Origin of the sequence: Streptomyces sp. NPDC053750 (assembly GCF_044544295.1) — a bacterium.
In the GTDB taxonomy this organism is placed as follows: Bacteria; Actinomycetota; Actinomycetes; order Streptomycetales; family Streptomycetaceae; genus Streptomyces.
This window is the reverse complement of sequence record NZ_JBITXB010000028.1, coordinates 19,505-38,745: the sequence shown is the minus strand read 5'-3', so window position 1 is coordinate 38,745 and position 19,241 is coordinate 19,505. Positions and strand designations below refer to the sequence as shown.

The following is a 19,241-nucleotide window of genomic DNA, read 5'->3' as shown; positions in this document are numbered from 1 at the left end:
CTTTCTCCTCGCTCAGTGAACTCGTGAAGTACGGGGATTTCGGAAAGGACCGGAAAGGGGTGGAGCGGTGGGGGAGCCCGCGAACAGCCGGGTGACCCTTCGTAGGAGCGGATGGTCCGGCAGGTCCTCGAGTGCCACCGGACGTCCTGCGGCGTCGGCCACCGGGAGCCGCCAGTTGGGGTGCACCGTGGTCGTCCCCGGCAGGTTCTGCGGTCTGCGGTCCCCCGTGGCGTCCGGCAGCCACACGCCCAGCAGTCGTGCCGGGGTGCGGACCAGGAACGCGTGGAGGGCGAGGAGGGCGGCGTCCGGATCGGCTTCGGCGTCATCGCCCTGCAGCAGGCCGAGTCGGACCAGCTCGGCGAGCCACCCGTCGCGCTCGTCCGCGGCCTCGGCCTTCTCCTGCGACTCCGGCCGTGTCAACAGACCGAGCTCTGCTCGCAGTTCGACGTGCTCGCCGCTCAGCCACGCCGCTGTGGTGGGCAGGTCGTGCGTGGTGAGGGTGGCCAGGCAGTCCGTACGCCACTGCTCGGGCGGCAGCGGTCCGTGGCGCCCCTCGGACCCGCCGAGGTACTCGAAGCGCTGGACGGACGTGCCGAGCACGCCGCGCTCCGCCAGGTACTCGCGGACGCCGGACTCCACGGTGCCGAGGTCCTCGCCGATGACGGCGGCCCCGGCGCGGTGCGCCTCCAGCATCAGGGTGCCCACCAGGGCGTCGGCGTCGTAGCGGACGTACGTGCCCTCGCTCGGCGGGCGGCCCTCCGGGACCCACCACAGCCGGAACAGCCCCATGACGTGGTCGACGCGGAGCGCCCCCGCATGCCGCAGCCCCGCGCGCAGCAGCCCCGCGACAGGGCGGTACCCGTCGGCCGCGAGGGCGTCGGGCCGCCACGGCGGCTGCTGCCAGTCCTGACCGTGCGGGTTGAAGTCGTCCGGGGGCGCGCCGACGCTCATGCCGGCCGCCAGGAAGGGCTGGTACGCCCATGCGTCCGCCCCGTGCGGGGAGACGCCGACGGCGAGATCGTGCACGAGCCCGATCGGCATGCCGGCCGTCACCGCCCTGTGCTGCGCGGCGGCGAGCTGCTCGTCCGTCAGCCAGGCGAGCCACCGGTGGAAGGTGACGGCGTCGGCTAGTTCGGCGCGGGCCCGGGACACCGCTCCCGAGCGCGGGTCGCGAAGGTCGGCCGGCCACTGGTGCCACGCGCTGCCGTGCACGTCGGCCAGCGCGCACCAGGTGGCGAAGTCGGTCAGGTCGTCGCCCTCACGGCGGACGAAGGCGGCGAAGGACGCCGCCCGGCCGGGGGCGAGGGGCACCGCCTCGTGGATGCGGCGCAGTGCGGTGAGCTTCAGGGCGCGAACGGTCTCCCGGTCGATCAGGGAGCCCCCCTCGAGCACCATGTCGTTGAGCGCACGGGCTCGCGTCGCACAGACGTCGACCTCGTCCCGCGCCGCGCCGTCCAGATACGCGTACTCGGGGACCGCCTCCACGCGCAGATGCAGCGGATCGGGGAACCGTCGCGAGCTGGGCCGGTACGGCGACGGGTCGATCAGCGGCCCCGGCTCTACGGCGTGCAGCGGTCCCAACTGGACGAATCCCGCATTCAGTTGACGCCCCGACCACTCGGCGAGCTCCGCCAGGTCGGCCAGGTCGCCCATGCCCCACGAGCGGCGCGACAGCGCGGAGTACAGCTGGACGAGAAAGCCCCAGTGCCGGCCCTCGGGCGTGTGCAGCCGTCGGGGCGTGACGAGCAGCGGGGCGTCGGCGTCCTGGCCGCCGGGGGTCCGGACACGGAGGGTGTGCAGCCCCACCGGGAGCGCATCGCCGAGCGCGATCGTGCCGCCACCGTGCTCCAGGTCCACGACGGCGCTGGTGCCGCGCGGCAGTCCGAGCGCGTCGAGCCGTACCCTCTCGGACTGCCGCACCACGACGTACGGGGGTAGCGGCCGAGCCGTGCGCCCGAGGTGGTGCGCGTCTAGGGACGCGCGCACCGCGGCGGGAGTGGAGGCATCCACTCCGCATGCCGCGAGGACGGCCACCAGGGTGTCGGGTGCCACCTCGACGCGGGCGCCGCGGTCCGTCGTGTACGCGCTGGCCACCCCGTGGGCGTGGGCGAGCCGGGCAAGGGCGTCGGGCGCGGACGCCGGCACGGTCGTGGCGGCCGTGGTCTCTCCGCCGCAGGTCATGCCGGCTCCTCTCGGTAGGTGAAGATGCGCTCGAGGACCGCCGCCACTCCGTCCTCCTCGTTGCCGGGGGCGACCTCGTCGGCGACCGCGCGCAGGGCGGGGTGGGCGTTGGCGACGGCCACGCCGTGGGCGGCCCAGTCGAGCAGGGGGATGTCGTTGGGCATGTCACCGAAGGCGACGGTGTCCGCGCCGGTGCACCCGAGCAGGCGTGCGGCACGTTCGATCCCGGCACCCTTGGTGATGCCCGGAGGGAGGACTTCCACCATGCCCTTCACGGAGTGCACGACGGTGGCCTGGTCACCGCACAAGTCCTGCGTGAGGGCGGCCAGCTGGTCCTCCGGCACGTCGGGGTGGTGCAGGATCAGCTTGTCGACGGGGGAGTCCCACAGCAGGGCCCGGTCCGCGGTCACGTCCCAGCCGTGCCGAACCCGTTCTCCGAACCCCTCGGTCACTTTGAACCGGCTCTCCGGCGGCGCCGTCACCACGCCCAGCTCGACGGGGCCCAGCGCCTCCTCCACCCGTGCGACCACCTGGCGCGCGACGGTCCGGCCGAGCGAGGCCGAGGACAGCAGTCGCCTTGACGCGGCGTCGTAGAGCTGAGCGCCCTGCCCGCACACGGCGAGTCCGCGGTAGCCGAGAGCCTCGAGGACGTGCGCGCAGGCGGCGGCGGGGCGGCCGGTGACCACCAGGTGATGGGCCCCGGCGTCGGCGACGGCCGCGAGCGCGGCGCGGGTACGCGGAGAGACGGTCAGATCGTCGCGCAGCAGCGTGCCGTCGAGGTCGGTGGCGACCAGTCGGAACGGTGGCCGGTGCAGCGGCAGCGCGTCCCAGGCGACGCGGTCCGAGTCCAGCGTGAGCATGGCGATCAGCTCCTTCCCCACCGGGCGGGCGTCGAGAACGCCCCGGAACGCCCCTGGAGACTTCCCCTGGTCGCGGCCGAGCGGGTGGAGCACGACGCCGGTGTCACCGGGGACGGGTTCGTCCGACGCGAGGGCTTCTGCGGCGCTCTCACCGGCGACCGACGGCGAGGCGTGACCCCCGCCTCCCTTCACCACGACCTCCACCCGTTCGACCAGGTCGTGCCGGTATGTCACGTCCCACCGGCCGTCCGGCGTCCGCTGCGCCCGCCCCCGGCCGTGCACCCGGTCGGCCAGGTCCGGACGGCAGGCAAGGACCGCGGTGCGCAGAGCGGTGGCGAAGTCCGCTCGCTGCCACGCCGCATCGAAGAGACGCTCGAACGTGGCCTGATCCGCCGGGCGGCCGGCCGCGCGTTCGTACGCGTCGAGGTTTCCCAGGGTGAGGGCGGCCGCCCGGATCTCGTCGGCGTGGTGCTGCCAGGCGGCAGCGGGCAGCGTGTCGAACCAGCCGTTCGTGAGGGCCTCACCTGTCGGGTACGCCGGGGCCCGGTCCCGTATGAGGTCCTCGAAGGCGTCGAGGCGGGTGCGAGCAGCGCGGTCCCATGTGAACTGCCGGGCGGTGCTGCTCGCGGTGGCGGACAGACGCGCATACGTGTCGTCGGTGCCGGCGGTGTACCCGTCGAAGACGTGCGCCGCCGTGCGGAGGGACGTGGCGAGCTGCCGGGCCATGGCGGGGTCGTCGTCGCGGAACGAGCTGCGCACCGCGAACCCCGTCGCCTCGGGGTGACCGGTCGGCAGGCTGTGCCGGAAGTGCCGGGTGACCTCCTGATCGGTGGCGATCGGCACTGCTCCGCACGCCATCGCCTCGGCCTGCGCGATGAGGAAGCCGTCCAGCTCGTACTTCGACGGGTAGACGCAGAAGTCGGCGCAGGCCGCCTCCTCGAACAGGGTGTCCTCGTCGACCAGGTCCCAGGCGAGCCGCAATCGGCCGGGGTGGCGGTCGGCGACCGACTGGAAGTACGCGTTCGCCGGGGCGCCGTCCGTGGTGGCGCACCGGATCAGGAAGCCGGCGTCCAGCCCGCCGTCCAGCACCTCCTCCACTGCTCGCATCAGCTCCAACTGGCCCTTGTGGTGCACCGCGTAGCGCGCCGCGTGGTAGAAGACGGGCCGCGCCGGGTCGAGGCCGAGGGCGCCCAGCACCCGCTCCCGGTCCACGGCGGCGGCGTCCCGGGCCAGCCAGGAATCGGTGACCCCGCAGCCGCCGGCGAGCAGTCGCCCGGCACGGCGCCGCAGCAGCGCGGCCACCGGCAGCGTCTCGAAGAGCGCCTCCAAGGGCGTGTCCCGGAACGTGCTGTAGTACGTCCGCTGCCCCGACGACACGAAATCGACCAGGTCGGCATGGGCGGCGATCAAGGGGAACAGGCCGACATGATCCGGTCCGTACTCGAGGTGCATCCGTGTGCCGGCGAGGGCACGCCCCCACACCGCACGCGCCGAGTCCTCGGCAGGTGGCGGAGCGTCAAGGGCATCCAGGTCCACACCGGCGACATCGACGTCGAACAGCCTCAGCAGGCGCTCCACCTGCGGCCGGTACACCTTCTGCCCGATCGGAGCGTTGGCGGCGACCGTGCTCACCGTGCGCAGCGACGGGTCGTGCGCGAGGACCGGCGGCAGGAGGTAGTGGTAGGCGGGCTCGAAGGCGTGCACCACGGCCGGCTCGCTCCCGGAGCGCAGATGTTCCTGAACGAAGCGCAGCCCCTCGACCTGGAACACCAGCGGCTTGAAGTGGACGGCCAGGTCGCGGCCCTCCGCGCCCGGCGGCGGATACAGCCGGTCGGGCAGCAGATCCAGCGACGCGTTGGACAGGAAGTACACGTCCACGCCGTCAAGCCGCAGCCGGTGCGCCGAGGTCGTCACCTCCACGGATATCTCGGACGGATGGTCCGCCCAGACCTTCGGGTCGAGTACGAGGGGCACGGTGCGCGTGCGGGTGAGGGCGGGCAGGTCCTCCAGGGCATGGGTCGCCCGCAGCCGATCCAGATGTCCGTGGGCGGGCGTGACCACCGAGACCCGGTGGCCCTGCGCGGCGTACCGCCTCGAGAGCTGCCACACCAGCGGGGACAGCCCGCCGCGCATCAGCAGCTGATCGAAGCCACCGCACTCGAAGGAGAAGGAGATGATGTGCACGTCGGTGATGTCCCGTTTCTCGTTCAGTCGCCGACCGTCAGGTGCCGGCCGGCGTGGTGCGCACAGCCCGCCTGCAGCCCGGCCCGGTCGATGAACTCGGTGTGCGTCCCCGGGCTCGTGCACGCGAACGCACCGGACACTGCCCCCGCGAGGACGCACTCGTCGACCGGTCGCCCCCGCCCGAGCGCGTACAGAAAGGCGCTGACGAACGCGTCTCCGGCGCCGTTGCTGTCGACGACGGGACGCTCGGGCCGTACGGCGGGGAAATGCCGCGGCTTCGCGTCGCCGCGTTCCAGGACATGGCACCCGGCCGCTCCGTCGGTGGCGACGACCACGCGCGCGCGGCCCTGCTCGACGATGGAGCGCAGTACGTCCTCGAGGCGGTCGTGGATCGCGGCGGCGCTCAGGAACACGTAGTCGGAGGCGAGCGCGTAGTGCCGGTGGTGCGGATTCAGGCCGTCCCAGTCGTGCAGGTCGGTGGAGCTGGGAATGCCGAGGCGGTGGATGTCGGTGTACATGTCCGCGGTGACACCGGTGATGGACACGTGGACGTGCCGTGACCGTTCGAGAAGCGGCAGGTAGAAGTCGCGCGGCAGTCGCAGGTCGGCCGGGTGCCGGCCGTCGTAGAAGGAGAAGCGGCGGCCCTGCTCGTCGACCAGGTTGACGCCGCGCGGTGTGCCGTGCGGGGAGACGACGTGACTGAAGTCGAGGCCGACGTCGGCGTAGGTGGCCAGGATCTGCTGCCCCTGGATGTCGGCGCCGAGGAAGTCGATGAACTTGGTCGCGAGGCCCAGGGCGTGGGCGCCGCGCGCGACGCCGTTGCCGGTGTGGGCGACATAGTCGTGCACCGGCGGCACGAACACCGAGTCGCCGGCCGGCACCCGGAGCTCCGGCACCCGCACGATCGTGTCCATGCCGGCGCCGCCCGCCACCAGAAGGTCGTACCCGTCGCCGCGCGCGCCGGTGTTCGTGTCGTTCATGTCCTTGCTCATGTCAGTGCTCCTTCGGTCTGTGCCAGTGGCACGTGCTGGACGGCCCCGTTCTCCAGGACCACCGACGAGTCGATGTCGGCGCCAGGGGGAACGACGGCGCCGGGGAGTACGACACTGCGGTTCACCCGCGCCCCCGCCCCGACCCGGACGCCGGGGAAGAGCACGCTGCGCTCCACCCGCCCCTCGTTCACCAGATCCCGCGGCACCCACGAGGAGCGCACACCGAGCGAGTCGGCCACCCAGCCGCGCCGCACCCCGGGCCGCACCGTCCACGGCATCCGGTCCACCGGAAGGCCGCCGCCCGGATCGTCCGCCAGCGCCAGATGCGCCCGGTGATAGCGCTCGACGGTGCCGATGTCGGCCCAGTGGTCGCGCACCTCGTAGCCCCGGACGTCCTCCCCCGCGGCGAGCATCGCCGGGATGACGTCACGGCTGATGTCGTGCTGCCAGTCGGTGCCGTCGAGGCGTTCCAGACAGCGGTGCAGCGCAGCGGCGTCGAAGACGCAGAACGCCGCGAACACCAGGTCGGAGGTGGGCGTGTCGGGCTTCTCCACGAACCGGGTCAGACGTCCGTGCGCATCGAAGTCGACCATCCCGAAGAGGTGCACCCAGCGACGCTCGATGCGCTGGTAGGCGACAGTGAGCGCGGCGCCGGACGCCCGGTGCTTGGCGATCAGCTCCCCGTAGTCGAAGCGGTAGACGTGGTCGGCGTGCAGGACGAGTACCTGCTCGGTCCCCGAGCCGAAGATGTACGGCGCCTTGCGGATGAGCGCGTCGGCCGTGCCCCGCTCCGGCTCACCGGAGCGGGCCGGAAGGCGGACCGGCAGGCGACCGGGGCCCGCGTTGCGGTAGGCGTCGTCGTAGGGACCGAAGTGCACCCGCAGCCCCGGCTGCGCGTGCCACACCCGGTGCAGGTCGTCCATGAGCTGCCGCTCCTCGTACTGGGACAGCAGCAGTACCTCGCCCAGGCCCGACGTCCGCGCGTTGGCGAGGCTGAAGTCGATGAGCCGGCAAGCGCCCCCGTAAGGGATCAGTGGCTTGAGGCGGCCGGTGCCCAGCGGGCCCATGCGCCTGCCCTCGCCGCCCGCGAGCAGGACGGCGCGTACCGTCGTCCGCTCAGCCATGCCGCACCTCGTCCCAGGTCACGCGTCCCGACTCGAGGGTGAGCAGCAGCAGGTCGCCGGGGGCGGGCAGCGGGCCGGAGAAGACGCCGGGCGCGGTTCGTTCCAGCGTGCGCACGTGGGGCAGGGCCCGGACACCGCCGGCTCCGTCGGCCGGCGACACGACCTCGACGCGGGCGGCGTGCGGCAGCCGGTACACCAGGTGGCGGTTGCCGGGGTCGAGCTGGGCGCGTTCACGCAGCCGTGCCAGGTCGTCGGTCGCGACCGCGCCCGGTCTGCGTGCGACGGTGCGCTCGCAGGCGGCGAAGTCGGCGCGGGCCCATGCAGCGGCGAACAGTCGCCGGGCCGCCGCGTCGTCCAGCGGCGCGCAGCGCTCGTACGCGTCCACGTCGCCGAGGGCCACAGCCGCCTCCGCGGTGTGTCCGTCGTCGTCCAGCAGGTCGAACCAGCCCTGCCGCACAGCCAGGTCGGCATCGAGGCGGGCGGGCTCCCCCCGCCACAGTCGGGTGAACGCCGCCAGGTGCAGGTCTGCGCAGTGCCCCCAGGTGAAGCCCCGGGCCACGGCGGACGCCCGCCCGGCCAGCTCCCGGTACCCCTCGGGGTCGTCGCGCCACAGGTCGACTGCCTGCCGGATGCGTTCGGTGAGTGCCGTGACGAGCAGCTCGTCGTCCTCGGCGAAGGAGCGGTTCACGGCGAACCCGGTCGTCGTGTCCGGCCTGTCCGCGTGGCGGAAGTGCTCCATGCCGCGTTGGTCGGTGGCGATCGGCACCGAGCCCACGGCCATGGCCTCGCCCTGCGCGATCAGGAACGTGTCCATCTCGAACTTCGAGGGGAACAGGCAGAAGTCGGACGCCGCCGCGTACCCGAACACCTGCCGCTCGGGAACCCGCTCCCACTCCAGGTGCAGTCGCCCGGCACGGCGTGCGGCGACTTCGTGGAAGAGCGGGTCGTCGATGCCGCTGCCGGAGATGCAGCGCACGATGAAGTTGGCCTCGAGCCCCTGGCCCAGTACCCGGTCGACGGCGCGGATCAGCTCCAACTGGCCCTTGTGGTGGACCGCGTAGCGTGCGTTGTGGAAGAACGTGGGCAGGGAGGGGTCCAGGCCGAGTTCTTTGAGCACCGCTGCCCGGTCGACCTCGGCCGGATCCCAGGCCAGCCACTGGTCGGAGATCGCACAGCCGCCGACGAACATCTTGTGCGCGTTGCGGCGTACCACGTCGGCCATCGGCAGCCGTCGGAACAGTTCCTCGAACGGGGTGTCCCGGAATCCCGCGTAGAAGTCGAGCTGGCCGGGGGAGAGGAAGTCGATCAGGTCGGCGTGCTCGGCGGTCAGTTCGTAGACGGCGATGTTGTCCGGGCCGTACTCGTAGTGCAGATGGGTGCGTTGCTGGTACTGGACCATGGCCGGCGGGGCGTCCGCGACCGACTTCTCGACGGGCCGGGGAGCGGAGCCACCGAGGAGCCCGAGCAGCCGGCGCACCTCGGGCCCGTACACCTTCTTCGCGATGGGCATGTTGCTCTGCACATTGCTGACGACGAGCTTGGTCGGGTCGTCGCGCAGGGCCGCGGGCAGCAGGTAGTGGTAGTACGGTTCGTGCGCGTGCACCAGCGCCTTCTCGTCACCGAACCAGGCGCGCAGGAACCGCACCGCGTCGACCTGGAACACCAAGGGCTTGAAGAAGACGAGGTCACGGCCCTTGCTGTGGTACGGCGGATAGAACGTGTCCGGCAGCCGGTTCAGCCACTCGTTGGCGAGGAAGTACAGGTCCACGCCCTCGAGCCGGATGCGGTGCGCGGTCGTGGTGAGCGCCAGCTCGGCCTCGGCGGGAAACTCCTGCCACACGGTCGGGTCGAGGGGGACGGGCAGCGTGTACGTGTCCTCGTACGGCAGGTCCTCCACGTCGTACCGGGTGCGCAGGTCGTCGAGCCGGCCGTGCGCCGGGGTCACGATGGACACCCGGTGGCCGCGTGCGGCGAACGTCTTCGACAGGTTCCACAGATAGACGGAGGTGCCGCCCTGGATGAAGGTGTGGTCGAAGCCGCAGCATTCGAAGTACGTCTCGATGATGTGCATACGCGGTTCCAAGGTCGGTCACTTCCTCGCGAAGGGGGCGGACGGCACAAGGGCGCGGGCGTGACGCAGGTCGATCGCCGCGTGGTAGGGGCGTGCATGGGCCTGGTTGTAGGCCAGTTCGTGGAGCAGCCTGCGCAGGTAGAGCAGACGCCGCAGAGGGTCGCCCGGCGGGTGATCGGAAGCGGCGCCCAGCAGCAGCCGTAGCACGCGACTGCGCCAGGCGTCGGCGGCTTCGAAGACCCGCCGAACCACCACCCGCCGCTCCTCGGACCAGTGCGGGGCACCGTGCAGGGCGGCGAGCATGGTCTCCAGCGAGTCGACGCCGAGACGTCGCGCGCTTTCGAACGCCGCCTCGTCGGCCGCGAAGTACTGCAGTGCGCGTTCGAGGGCCACGAGGTCCTGCAGCGGGGACTGTTCCGCCCAGCGCGGGTCGTCGGGGGAGAGCGCGGGCGTGGACAGGTCGAGCACCGTCATGCGCCACCCGGCGCCGGGGTGTTCGCCGGTCGCGCAGAGCAGATGGGACAGATGGAGATCGCCGTGACAGGGTCGGGCCTCGGGGGGTGGTGCACCGTCGAACACCTTTTCCAGGTCGTCGAGTTCGGCGCGCAGCACGGCGAAGGCCGCCTCGTGGTCCGTCCTCGGCAGGGCCAGTGCGTCTGCGCGCCCGTCGAGCTCGTCGACTCGCCCCGCCGCGTCGGCCAGCGCTTCCCGCACCGGGTAGCGGGATGCCCCGCCCAGCTGCTGCGCCAGGTCCCGGTGGAAGCCGCGCAGAAACTCCCCGGCCGTGTGCAGCGCTCCTTCCAGCGGCAGCAGGTGTGCGTGAACGACCCCGTCGGGTGACCCGGTGCCTGTCACCCGCGACCACATCGAGCGCAGGTTGGCCCGCAGCGGCACGTCGATGCCCTCGCCCTCCACGTACCTGTAGACGACGCCGAGGGGGTGACGGGCGGTGCCGGACGGGTCGACGTACGCGTAGTCGCCCATCCACTGCGGGGTGCGTCCGGTTCCACTCATCCGGCGCAGCAGTTCCGGCTCGTGGATCGGCTCGTCCAGCCGGCGGTACGTCTTGTGGATGCACGCGGTGTCCGCGACGTCCACCAGCGAGAGAGCGTTGGAGGACCAGCCCTGCTCGAAGGGAAGGCGCCGCACCTCGGCAGGGCCCCGGCCGGGGCCGCGGAACTCGATGGTGCCGCCGCGCGCGGTGGGAAGCCGGCCGCCGGTCAGGGCACGGGTGACGAGGGCGACGTCGAACGTGTCACTTCCGTGCGCTTCCTCGAACCGGCCGGCGTCACCCGGACCGTCCGCGTCGTCCGCGCGAACCGGAACGAAGAACCGCCTGCCGGCCGCGGGGCCGCCGACCGCCGCCACGATCAGCAGCAGTGTCGTCCCGTCCAGCACGGCGTGGTCGACGCGTTCGTAGCGCTCGGCGGCACGTGCGTCCTCCGGCATCCAGGGGGCGGTGCGGAGCAGCACGTCCAGGCGCGCGTCCGCTGTGGCGGGGATCATCTGCTCTCAACTCCCGGTCGGTTCATGGATGTGCAGGCCGCGCCGCCAGACCGCGAGCGCGAGGGCGAGCGCCCCGGCCGTCACCACCGGCAGCCACACCACCAGCCCCGTCTCACCGGTGAGGAGATAGGCGCACGGCACGTACGAGGTGAAGGCGAACGGCAGCACCCAGGTCAGCAGGGCGCGCAGGCTCGGGTGGTAGATGTCGAGGGGGTAGGCCGCGAACTCGGAGACCTGACTGGCCGCGTACATCGCCGGCAGGCTGGTGACCGTCCAGAACGACAGCGAGGCGAACAGCAGCTTCACCGCGGTGTGGATCAGAGCCCCGCACACCACGAGCAGCGGGGACAGCGCCCACTGGAGGGCGGTCAGCTCCAGGTCGAGGTGCGATCCGGACCAGCACACCAGGACGACGCCGACGATCAGCTCGCCGAAACCGTCGGGATGGAAGAAGCGCTCGGACAACAGCGAGAACAGCGGGCTGACCGGCCGCACCAGATGCCGGTAGAACTCACCGCGCTGCACCAGCTTGCGTCCCAGTTCCCACAGCTGGTCGGTGAAGAGGTGGTCGAGGCCGCGCGGCAGCAGGGAGAAACCGAGCAGGAACACCACCTCGTGGTACGACCAGCCGCCCACCACCGGCACGTGCCGGAACACCAGACCGACCACGGCCGTCTGCACTCCGACCCTCACCAGGAACGCCCCCGCGCCCAGCAGGAAGTCCATCCGGTACGCGGTGAGCCGATGCAGGCCGACCCCGCCCAGGAACCAGGACAGACGCGCGTACCGGGCCACGGTGCGCAGGGCACTCATCCGCCCAGCACCTCCAGCCGGCCCAGGGCCGCCCGCCACAGCACGGCCGACGCCGCCCCGAGCCCCACGACCCACCCCGCCTGCTGAGCCAGTACGGTGAGGGCTCCGGCCGCGCCGTCGTACCGTCCGAGCAGCAGCGTCAGCGGGCCGTCGACCATGCCCCGGAACGGCAGCGCGTGGGCGAGCGTGGCCAGTGGCCCGGGCATCAGCGCGATCGGCACCAGCTGTCCGGCGAAGAAGGCGACCACGCTCTGCTTGACCATGCGCACGCCCCAGGTGTTGGTGGTGACGAACCCGGTCATGCCGGTGAGCAGGTTGACGCAGAACGCGATGAGGACGGACAGCACGGTGGACACCGCGAACAGGGCGATGTCGCCGGGGCGCGGCACCGTGAGGGGCACCAGAAACGCGAAGAGGACCAGGACGGGCACCCCCACGAGCACGGCGTTGGCCCCGACCACCGGCAGACAGGCGAAGAAGCGCACCAGGGGATAGCTGACCGGCCGTACGAGCATGACCGCGACGTCACCGCGGTACACCTCGGCGGCGACCTCGTCGTCCACCCGGTTGGTGTGCAGCACCTGAAGCACCTGGGCGACCAGGAGGTACGTGGTGATGCCCGTGAGAGTGAACCCGCCCGGGCCTCCGCTCGCCGGTGCGTCCGCGTACACGGCACGCCACAGGAACACGGTGACGGCGGCGCCGGCCGCCGCGGTCACGCCCGTGATCACGAACATCGAGCGGTACTGCAGCAGCGACTGCAGCCCACCGGTCGCGAACGGGACATAGGCGCGCACGGGCGCCCCTGACGACCGCTTCATACGGCGCCCACCTCGGCGGAGGAAGCCGCGGTCTGCCGCCCGCCGTAGATCTGGCGCAGGACGTCCTCCAGATCCGGCTCGGGCGCGTAACAGTCGGCCAGGTCGAACCGCTCGAGGAGGAACGCCAGCACCTGTTTCGAAGTGAACTCGCCCGTCGGATAGTCCACGTGGATGCGTCCGCCGTCGGCAGGCACGGCCCGCACACCCGGCAGACCACGCTCGACGATCGCGCAGACGGCGTCGACCGCGAGGTGGTCACGGTGGTCGAAGAGGACCGAACGACGGTCGGCCGAGCGCAACAGGTCCTGGATGCTGCCCTGGTGCACCACGCGGCCCCGGTCCACGACCAGGGCCGCGTCGCAGATCGCGGCGATGTCGGCGATGTCATGGCTGGTCAGCACGACGGTGGTGCCCAGTTCACGGTGCGCGCGGTTGACGAGCTCGCGGACTGCCTCCTTGAGCACCATGTCGAGGCCGATGGTGGGCTCGTCCCAGAACACGACGGCCGGATCGTGCAGCAGGCTCGCTGCGATCTCCGCGCGCATCCGCTGCCCGAGGCTGAGCTGTCGGACCGGGGTCGAGCCGAGCGCGTCGATGTCGAGGAGCTCGCGGTACAGGGCGAGGTTGCGCCGGTAGACGTGGTCGGGGACATCGTAGATCCGCCGCAGGATGCGGAACGAGTCCGGCACCGACAGGTCCCACCACAGCTGGCTGCGCTGGCCGAAGACCACCCCGATGTTGCGTGCGTTGCGCTGCCGGTGCCGGTACGGCTCGATGCCCCGCACCCGGCAGTAGCCCGAGGTGGGCGTCATGATCCCGGTCAGCATCTTGATGGTCGTGGACTTCCCGGCGCCGTTGGCGCCGATGTACGCCGTGCGCGAGGCCGCGGGGATCTCGAAGGACACGCCGTCCACGGCGCGCACCAGCCGGTGCTTGCGCGTGAAGAGGGTGGCGAGGGACCCGGCGAGACCGGGTCGCCGCTCGGGGATCTTGAACTCCTTGACCATCTCGTGTGCGACGATCACCCGGCCACCGCCGACTCGATGGCCTTCGCCAGCAGCTCGACGCCCTCGTCGAGCAACGCTTCGTCGATGGTGAAGGGCGGTGCGATCCGCAGCACGTGACCGCCGAGCGCGACCCGGAGGCCCAGATCGAGCGCGGTCGTGTACACGGCGCGGGCGAGGCCGGGCGAGGGGGCCCGGGTGGCACGGTCGGTCACGAACTCCAGGCCCCACAGCAGCCCCAGGCCACGGACCTGTCCGACCTGCTCGAACCGGTCGTGCAGCGCGCCGAGCCGTTCGGCGAGCATCTCCCCGAGTCTGCCCACCTGCTCGACGAGCCGGTCCCGCTCGATGACCTCGAGCGTGGCGCGCGCCGCCGCGATCCCGAGCGGATTGCTCGCGTACGTGGAGGCGTACGCGCCCGGTGTTGCCGCCGCCGGATCGTGCAGCAGGTCGTGGCGTCCGGCGAGCACGGCGAAGGGGAAGCCGTTGGCCATGCCCTTCGACATGGCCACCAGATCGGGTTCCACACCGATGAGCTCACTCGCCAGGAAGGCGCCGGTGCGCCCGCCGCCGGTGAGCACCTCGTCGGCGACGAGCAGCACGCCCTTCGCGCGACAGGCGTCGGCGATCTGCTCCCAGTAACCCGGTGGCGGCACGATGACGCCGGCCGCGCCCAGCACGGGCTCGAAGACGAGGGCCGAGGTGTTCGGCTTGTCGACTATGTGCCGCCGCACCAGTGCGGCGCATCGCACCCCGCACGACGGGTACTCCAGGCCGAGGGGGCAGCGGTAGCAGTAGGGCGCGTAGCCGAGGACGCTGTTGCCCGCGAACGACTGGTGCCCGATGTCCCAGTGGACGAGCATCCGTGCGCCCATGGTCTTGCCGTGGAAGCCGTGTCGCAGGGCGCCGATGCGGTTGCGCCCCGGGGGTGCGGTCGCCTGGACGACGCGCAGCGCGGCCTCGACGACCTCCGCGCCGGTGGAGAACAGGGCGTAGGTGTCGAGGTGTTCAGGCAACAGCCGGGCCAGGGTGTCCAGAAGGCGGGCACGTTCCGGGGTTGCCGTGTCATGCACGTTCCACAGGCGCCCGGCCTGCGCCGTGAGCGCGTCGACGACCTCGGGATGCGAGTGCCCCAGCGACTGCGTGAGGGTGCCGGCGGCGAAGTCCAGGTACTGGTTGCCGTCGAGGTCGGTCAGCACGGGGCCGCGGCCCTCGGCGAAGACGCGCCGACCCGCGGTGGCCTCCTCCGATGCCCCCGGCGCCAGACGCGATTCCTCCCGCTCCAGCTGGTCCAGCTGGTGGTGCTGGTGCCTCACTACTGCTCCTTCCGGCGCGGACTCCGGTAATTGGCAAGGGTGTTGGGCGGTGCGGGAGTCGAGTCAAACACTGCGGCGACAAGCGAAGCAAGCATTTGCTGAAAGTTTCAGACTGAGCTTGCGAAAGGAGTTCGGCCTCTGCTTGAGTCGAGACGGTCCGCTCACCGAGCAGGACCATGGAGGAGACCATGGAGGAGTCCGTGCGACCGCATCCACCACACCCCCCGTTCCGCCGGAGGCCCGCGTGAAGGCCCTGCTCCTGGCGGGCGGGACCGGCAGCAGATTGCGTCCCTTCACCCATACCGGCGCCAAGCAGCTCCTGCCGATCGCCAACCGGCCCGTGCTCTTCTACGCGCTGGAGGCGCTGGCCGCCGCCGGCATCACCGAGACGGGGATCGTCGTCGGCGCGCACGAGCAGGAGATCCGACGCGCGGCGGGCGACGGGTCGGCCTTCGGCCTGCGCCTCACCTACCTCTACCAGGACCGCCCGCTCGGGCTCGCCCACGCGGTGCACATCGCCCGCGACTTCCTGGGCGACGACGACTTCGTGCTCTACCTCGGGGACAACTACCTGTCCGAGGGCGTCACCGCGTTCGTCGACCGCGCGCGACAGCAGACGGCCTCTGCCCGGCTGCTGTTGACCCGGGTGGCCGATCCCTCGGCCTTCGGCGTGGCCGAACTCGACGACGCGGACGGCACGGTGCTGAACCTGGAGGAGAAGCCCGAGCATCCGCGCAGCGACCTTGCCCTCGTCGGCGTCTACGCCTTCACGCCCGACATCCACGAAGCGGTGCGCGCGATCACTCCGTCCGCGAGGGGAGAGCTGGAGATCACCCACGCCGTCCAGTGGATGATCGACCGTGGTCTCACCGTCCGCGCCGAGACCACGACGGCACCCTGGCGTGACACGGGCAGTGTCGACGACATGCTGGAGGCCAATCGGCACGTCCTGGACCGCCTGGCCGGCGGCATCGAGGGCAAGGTCGACGCGGACAGTGTCGTGCGTGGCCGCGTCCTCGTCGCCGAGGGAGCGGTGGTGCGCGGTTCCCGCATCACCGGCCCGGTCATCATCGGCGCGGGCACCGTCGTCACCGATTCGAGCATCGGCCCCTACACGGCGGTCGCCGAGGACTGCAGCATCGAGGACAGCGCCATCGCGCATTCGGTGCTGCTGCCGGGCGCCCGGATCGCTGGTGCCCCCCGCATCGAGGACTCCCTCATCGGCCGCGGCGCGACGGTCGTCTCCGGCCCCCGGCTCTCGCGCTCCCACCGCCTGGTCGTCGGCGACCACAGCAAGGTCCATCTGACCTCGTAGTTTCCCCTTCCCGCAGGACAAGGTGCCACGCGCTCATGACCCGCCACATCCTCGTCACCGGCGGAGCCGGATTCATCGGCTCCGCGTACGTCCGTGCACTGCTGGGTCCGACCGGACCTCCCGGGGTCGCGGTGACCGTGCTCGACGCCCTCACCTACGCCGGGAGCCTCGCCCGGCTGGACTCCGTCACCGGCGACGCCCGGCTGACGTTCGTGCACGGCGACGTGTGCGACGCGCGACTGGTGGAGCGGCTCGCCGCCCACCACGACGACATCGTGCACTTCGCCGCGGAGTCGCACGTCGATCGCTCGATCGAGTCCGGCACCGCCTTCGCCCGCACCAACGTCCTCGGCACGCAGACCCTTCTGGACGCGGCGCTCCGGCACGGCATCCGCACGTTCGTCCAGGTCTCCACCGACGAGGTCTACGGGGACCTGCCGACCGGCGCCGCCACGGAGGAGTCGCCACTGAACCCCAACTCGCCCTATGCGGCGTCGAAAGCGGCCGCCGACCACCTGGCGCTGGCCCATCACCGCACCCACGGTCTCGACGTCCGTGTGACGCGCTGCTCCAACAACTTCGGTCCCTACCAGCACCCCGAGAAGCTGATCCCGCGCTTTCTCGCCACACTGCTCAGCGGCGGCGCCGTACCGGTGTACGGGGACGGTCTGCAGATCCGGGACTGGCTCCACGTCGACGACCACGTGCGCGGTATCGAACTGGTCCGCACGGCAGGGCACCCCGGTCGCGTCTACAACATCGGCGGCGGCACGTCCCTGACCAACCTCGACCTGACCCACAAGCTGCTCGAGCTGTGCGGTGCGGACCGCAGCCGCATCGAGCACGTCGAGGACCGCAAGGGCCACGACCGCCGTTACGCGGTGGACCACACCCGCATCACGCGGGAGCTGGGCTACCGGCCCTCCTACGACTTCGAACAGGCACTCCTCGGCACAGCCGACTGGTACCGAGAGCACACCCGCTGGTGGCAACCGCTCCACCGGGTGGCCCTCTGAAGGCCTGATGCTGCAGGCCCGCCCCGGGCTCTGGCTCTGGCTCCGGCCCGGGGCCGGGCGCGTGGGGCCCGGCGCTGCCAGGCCCCCGGCCCCGGGCCGGAAGCGTGGTTGAACGTAACACTGACGGAACACTTGCGTAAGTACTTGCAACGAGAAAACTCCTGCTTCGCCGGCAAGTTGAGAGGAACGTGACTCAAGGGTTGACCGCGGACGGCGTGCCTCGTACGGTCGGCCCGCAACAACTTGCAGCAAGATTCACCCGGGATTCATCGAGTCAGTCCCCCTCACCAGCCTCACGGGCATGGCGCGTTGCCCTTCGACCCAGGAGGAACCCATGGCCAGAAAGTCCGTGCCTGCTGCGCTCGCCGTCCTGGCGGGAGTTGCCGCCGCCGTCACCGTCCCGGCCCCGGCGCAGGCGGCGCCGCCCGGTACGAAGGACGTCACCGCGGTGATGTTCGAATGGAACTTCGCGTCGGTGGCCAGGGAGTGCACCGACACGCTCGGCCCGGCCGGCTACGGCTACGTTCAGGTGTCCCCGCCCAACGAGCGTGTGCAGGGGAGCCAGTGGTGGACCGCCTACCAGCCCGTCAGCTACAAGATCGCCACCAGGCTCGGCGACCGTGCCGCGTTCAAGAGCATGATCGAGACCTGTCACGCAGCCGGCGTGAAGGTGGTCGTCGACACCGTCATCAACCACATGGCCAACTCCTCCGGCACGGGCTCCGGCGGCTCCCAGTACAGCAAGTACGACTACCCGGGCCTCTACTCGGGCGCGGACATGGACGACTGCCGCACCGACATCACCGACTACCGGGACCGCTCGAACGTCCAGCGCTGTGAGATGGGCGGCCTGCCCGACCTCGACACCGGCGAGGAGTACGTACGCGGGCGGATCGCCGCCTACCTGAACGACCTGCTCTCCCTGGGCGTCGACGGCTTCCGCGTGGACGCGGCCAAGCACATCGCCGTCGAGGACATCCAGAACATCAGGTCACGGCTGACCAACCCGAACGCCTACATGAAGCTGGAGACGATCGGTGCCCCCGGCGAGGCCGTCCAGCCCGGTGAGTACACCGGCGTCGGCGACCCTCAGGAGTTCACCTACGCCTACGACCTCAAGCGGACCTTCAGCGGTGGGAAGCTCACCCATCTGAAGAACTTCGGTGAGCCGTGGGGCTACCTGTCCGGCGACAAGGCGGCCGTCTTCGTCACCAACCACGACACCGAACGCAACGGTGGCTCCCTCACCTACAAGGACGGGTCCACCTACACGCTGGCCCAGGTCTTCTCCCTGGCCTGGCCCTACGGCGCACCGGACGTGCATTCCGGATACGAGTTCGGCGACACAGCGGCCGGCGGCCCGAACGGCGGCCAGGTGAACGCCTGCTACACCGACGGCTGGAAGTGCCAGCACGCCTGGCGCGAGGTCGCGAGCATGGTCGCCTGGCGCAACACCGCGCGCGGCCAGGGCGTCACCGACTGGTGGGACAACGGCAACAACCAGATCGCTTTCGGTCGCGGAGCCAAGGCGTACGTCGCGATCAACCACGAGGGCTCGACGCTGACCCGCACTTTCCAGACGTCGCTCCCCGCAGGGGACTACTGTGACGTGCAGAGCGGAAGTGCCGTCACGGTCGATTCCGAAGGCCGGTTCACCGCCACCTTGGGCGCCAACACCGCGCTCGCCCTGCATGTCGGAGCCAAGACCTGCGGCAGTGGGGGAGGCGGTCCGACCGACCCCGCCACCGGCGCCTCCTTCAGCGTCAGCGCCACGACCAACTGGGGCGAGAACATCTACGTCACCGGCAACAAGGCCCCCTTGGGCAACTGGAACCCGGACAACGCCCTGAAGCTCGACCCGGCCGCCTACCCCGTCTGGAAGCTGGACGTCGCGCTGCCCGCCGGGACCTCCTTCGCGTACAAGTACCTGCGCAAGGACGCGAACGGCAACGTCACCTGGGAGAGCGGCGCCAACCGCACCGCGACCGTCTCCTCCTCGGGGGCCGTCCTGCTGAGCGACACCTGGCGCAACTGACCC

13 protein-coding genes are annotated in these 19,241 nt (G+C 71.2%); 3 read left to right on the top strand and 10 right to left on the bottom strand.

Annotated features, from left to right (window positions below):
- Window positions 1-12: 12 nt before the first annotated feature.
- Genes malQ through ACIGO6_RS38415 form a run of 10 tightly spaced genes read right to left on the bottom strand, consistent with a single transcriptional unit; the run spans window position 13 to window position 14,872 of the window.
- A complete protein-coding gene (gene malQ, locus ACIGO6_RS38460; RefSeq protein ID WP_399884899.1) occupies window positions 13-2,181 on the bottom strand; it encodes a 4-alpha-glucanotransferase in 2,169 nt (722 codons plus the stop codon).
- A complete protein-coding gene (locus tag ACIGO6_RS38455) occupies window positions 2,178-5,225 on the bottom strand; it encodes an HAD hydrolase family protein (protein WP_399884897.1) in 3,048 nt (1,015 codons plus the stop codon). Before ACIGO6_RS38455 ends, malQ begins: the two co-directional genes overlap by 4 nt.
- A gap of 23 nt (window positions 5,226-5,248) precedes the next feature.
- On the bottom strand, window positions 5,249-6,217 hold the full coding sequence (locus tag ACIGO6_RS38450) for a carbohydrate kinase family protein (RefSeq protein WP_399884895.1): 969 nt from the start codon (window positions 6,215-6,217) through the stop codon (window positions 5,249-5,251).
- Window positions 6,214-7,341, bottom strand: coding sequence for a sugar phosphate nucleotidyltransferase (locus tag ACIGO6_RS38445; RefSeq protein ID WP_399884893.1), 1,128 nt, complete (start codon window positions 7,339-7,341; stop codon window positions 6,214-6,216). Before ACIGO6_RS38445 ends, ACIGO6_RS38450 begins: the two co-directional genes overlap by 4 nt.
- Complete coding sequence (locus ACIGO6_RS38440) at window positions 7,334-9,424, bottom strand: glycosyltransferase (RefSeq protein ID WP_399884891.1); 2,091 nt, start codon at window positions 9,422-9,424, stop codon at window positions 7,334-7,336. The genes ACIGO6_RS38445 and ACIGO6_RS38440 overlap by 8 nt, the downstream gene beginning before the upstream one ends.
- Window positions 9,425-9,430: 6 nt before the next feature.
- Window positions 9,431-10,918: a hypothetical protein gene (locus tag ACIGO6_RS38435; protein ID WP_399884888.1), complete on the bottom strand. Its 1,488-nt coding sequence runs from the start codon at window positions 10,916-10,918 to the stop codon at window positions 9,431-9,433.
- 6 nt (window positions 10,919-10,924) lie between these two features.
- Window positions 10,925-11,731: an ABC transporter permease gene (locus tag ACIGO6_RS38430; RefSeq protein WP_399884886.1), complete on the bottom strand. Its 807-nt coding sequence runs from the start codon at window positions 11,729-11,731 to the stop codon at window positions 10,925-10,927.
- Window positions 11,728-12,552, bottom strand: coding sequence for an ABC transporter permease (locus ACIGO6_RS38425; RefSeq protein WP_399884884.1), 825 nt, complete (start codon window positions 12,550-12,552; stop codon window positions 11,728-11,730). Before ACIGO6_RS38425 ends, ACIGO6_RS38430 begins: the two co-directional genes overlap by 4 nt.
- Window positions 12,549-13,577: an ATP-binding cassette domain-containing protein gene (locus ACIGO6_RS38420; protein ID WP_399884882.1), complete on the bottom strand. Its 1,029-nt coding sequence runs from the start codon at window positions 13,575-13,577 to the stop codon at window positions 12,549-12,551. The genes ACIGO6_RS38425 and ACIGO6_RS38420 overlap by 4 nt, the downstream gene beginning before the upstream one ends.
- Complete coding sequence (locus tag ACIGO6_RS38415; RefSeq protein WP_399884880.1) at window positions 13,574-14,872, bottom strand: aspartate aminotransferase family protein; 1,299 nt, start codon at window positions 14,870-14,872, stop codon at window positions 13,574-13,576. Before ACIGO6_RS38415 ends, ACIGO6_RS38420 begins: the two co-directional genes overlap by 4 nt.
- Window positions 14,873-15,116: 244 nt before the next feature.
- On the opposite strand from ACIGO6_RS38415, the gene ACIGO6_RS38410 reads away from it, so the two are divergent.
- From ACIGO6_RS38410 to ACIGO6_RS38400, 3 genes are all read left to right on the top strand, one after another.
- Window positions 15,117-16,187, top strand: a complete 1,071-nt coding sequence (locus ACIGO6_RS38410; RefSeq protein WP_399884878.1) for a glucose-1-phosphate thymidylyltransferase — start codon at window positions 15,117-15,119, stop codon at window positions 16,185-16,187.
- A gap of 35 nt (window positions 16,188-16,222) precedes the next feature.
- The gene (gene rfbB / locus ACIGO6_RS38405) at window positions 16,223-17,203 is read left to right on the top strand and encodes a dTDP-glucose 4,6-dehydratase (RefSeq protein WP_399884876.1); all 981 of its coding nucleotides are present in this window, start codon (window positions 16,223-16,225) and stop codon (window positions 17,201-17,203) included.
- Window positions 17,204-17,537: 334 nt separating this feature from the next.
- Window positions 17,538-19,238 carry a carbohydrate-binding module family 20 domain-containing protein gene (locus tag ACIGO6_RS38400; RefSeq protein WP_399884874.1) on the top strand — a complete coding sequence of 567 codons (1,701 nt, stop codon included), beginning with the start codon at window positions 17,538-17,540 and terminating at the stop codon, window positions 19,236-19,238.
- Window positions 19,239-19,241: the final 3 nt, after the last annotated feature.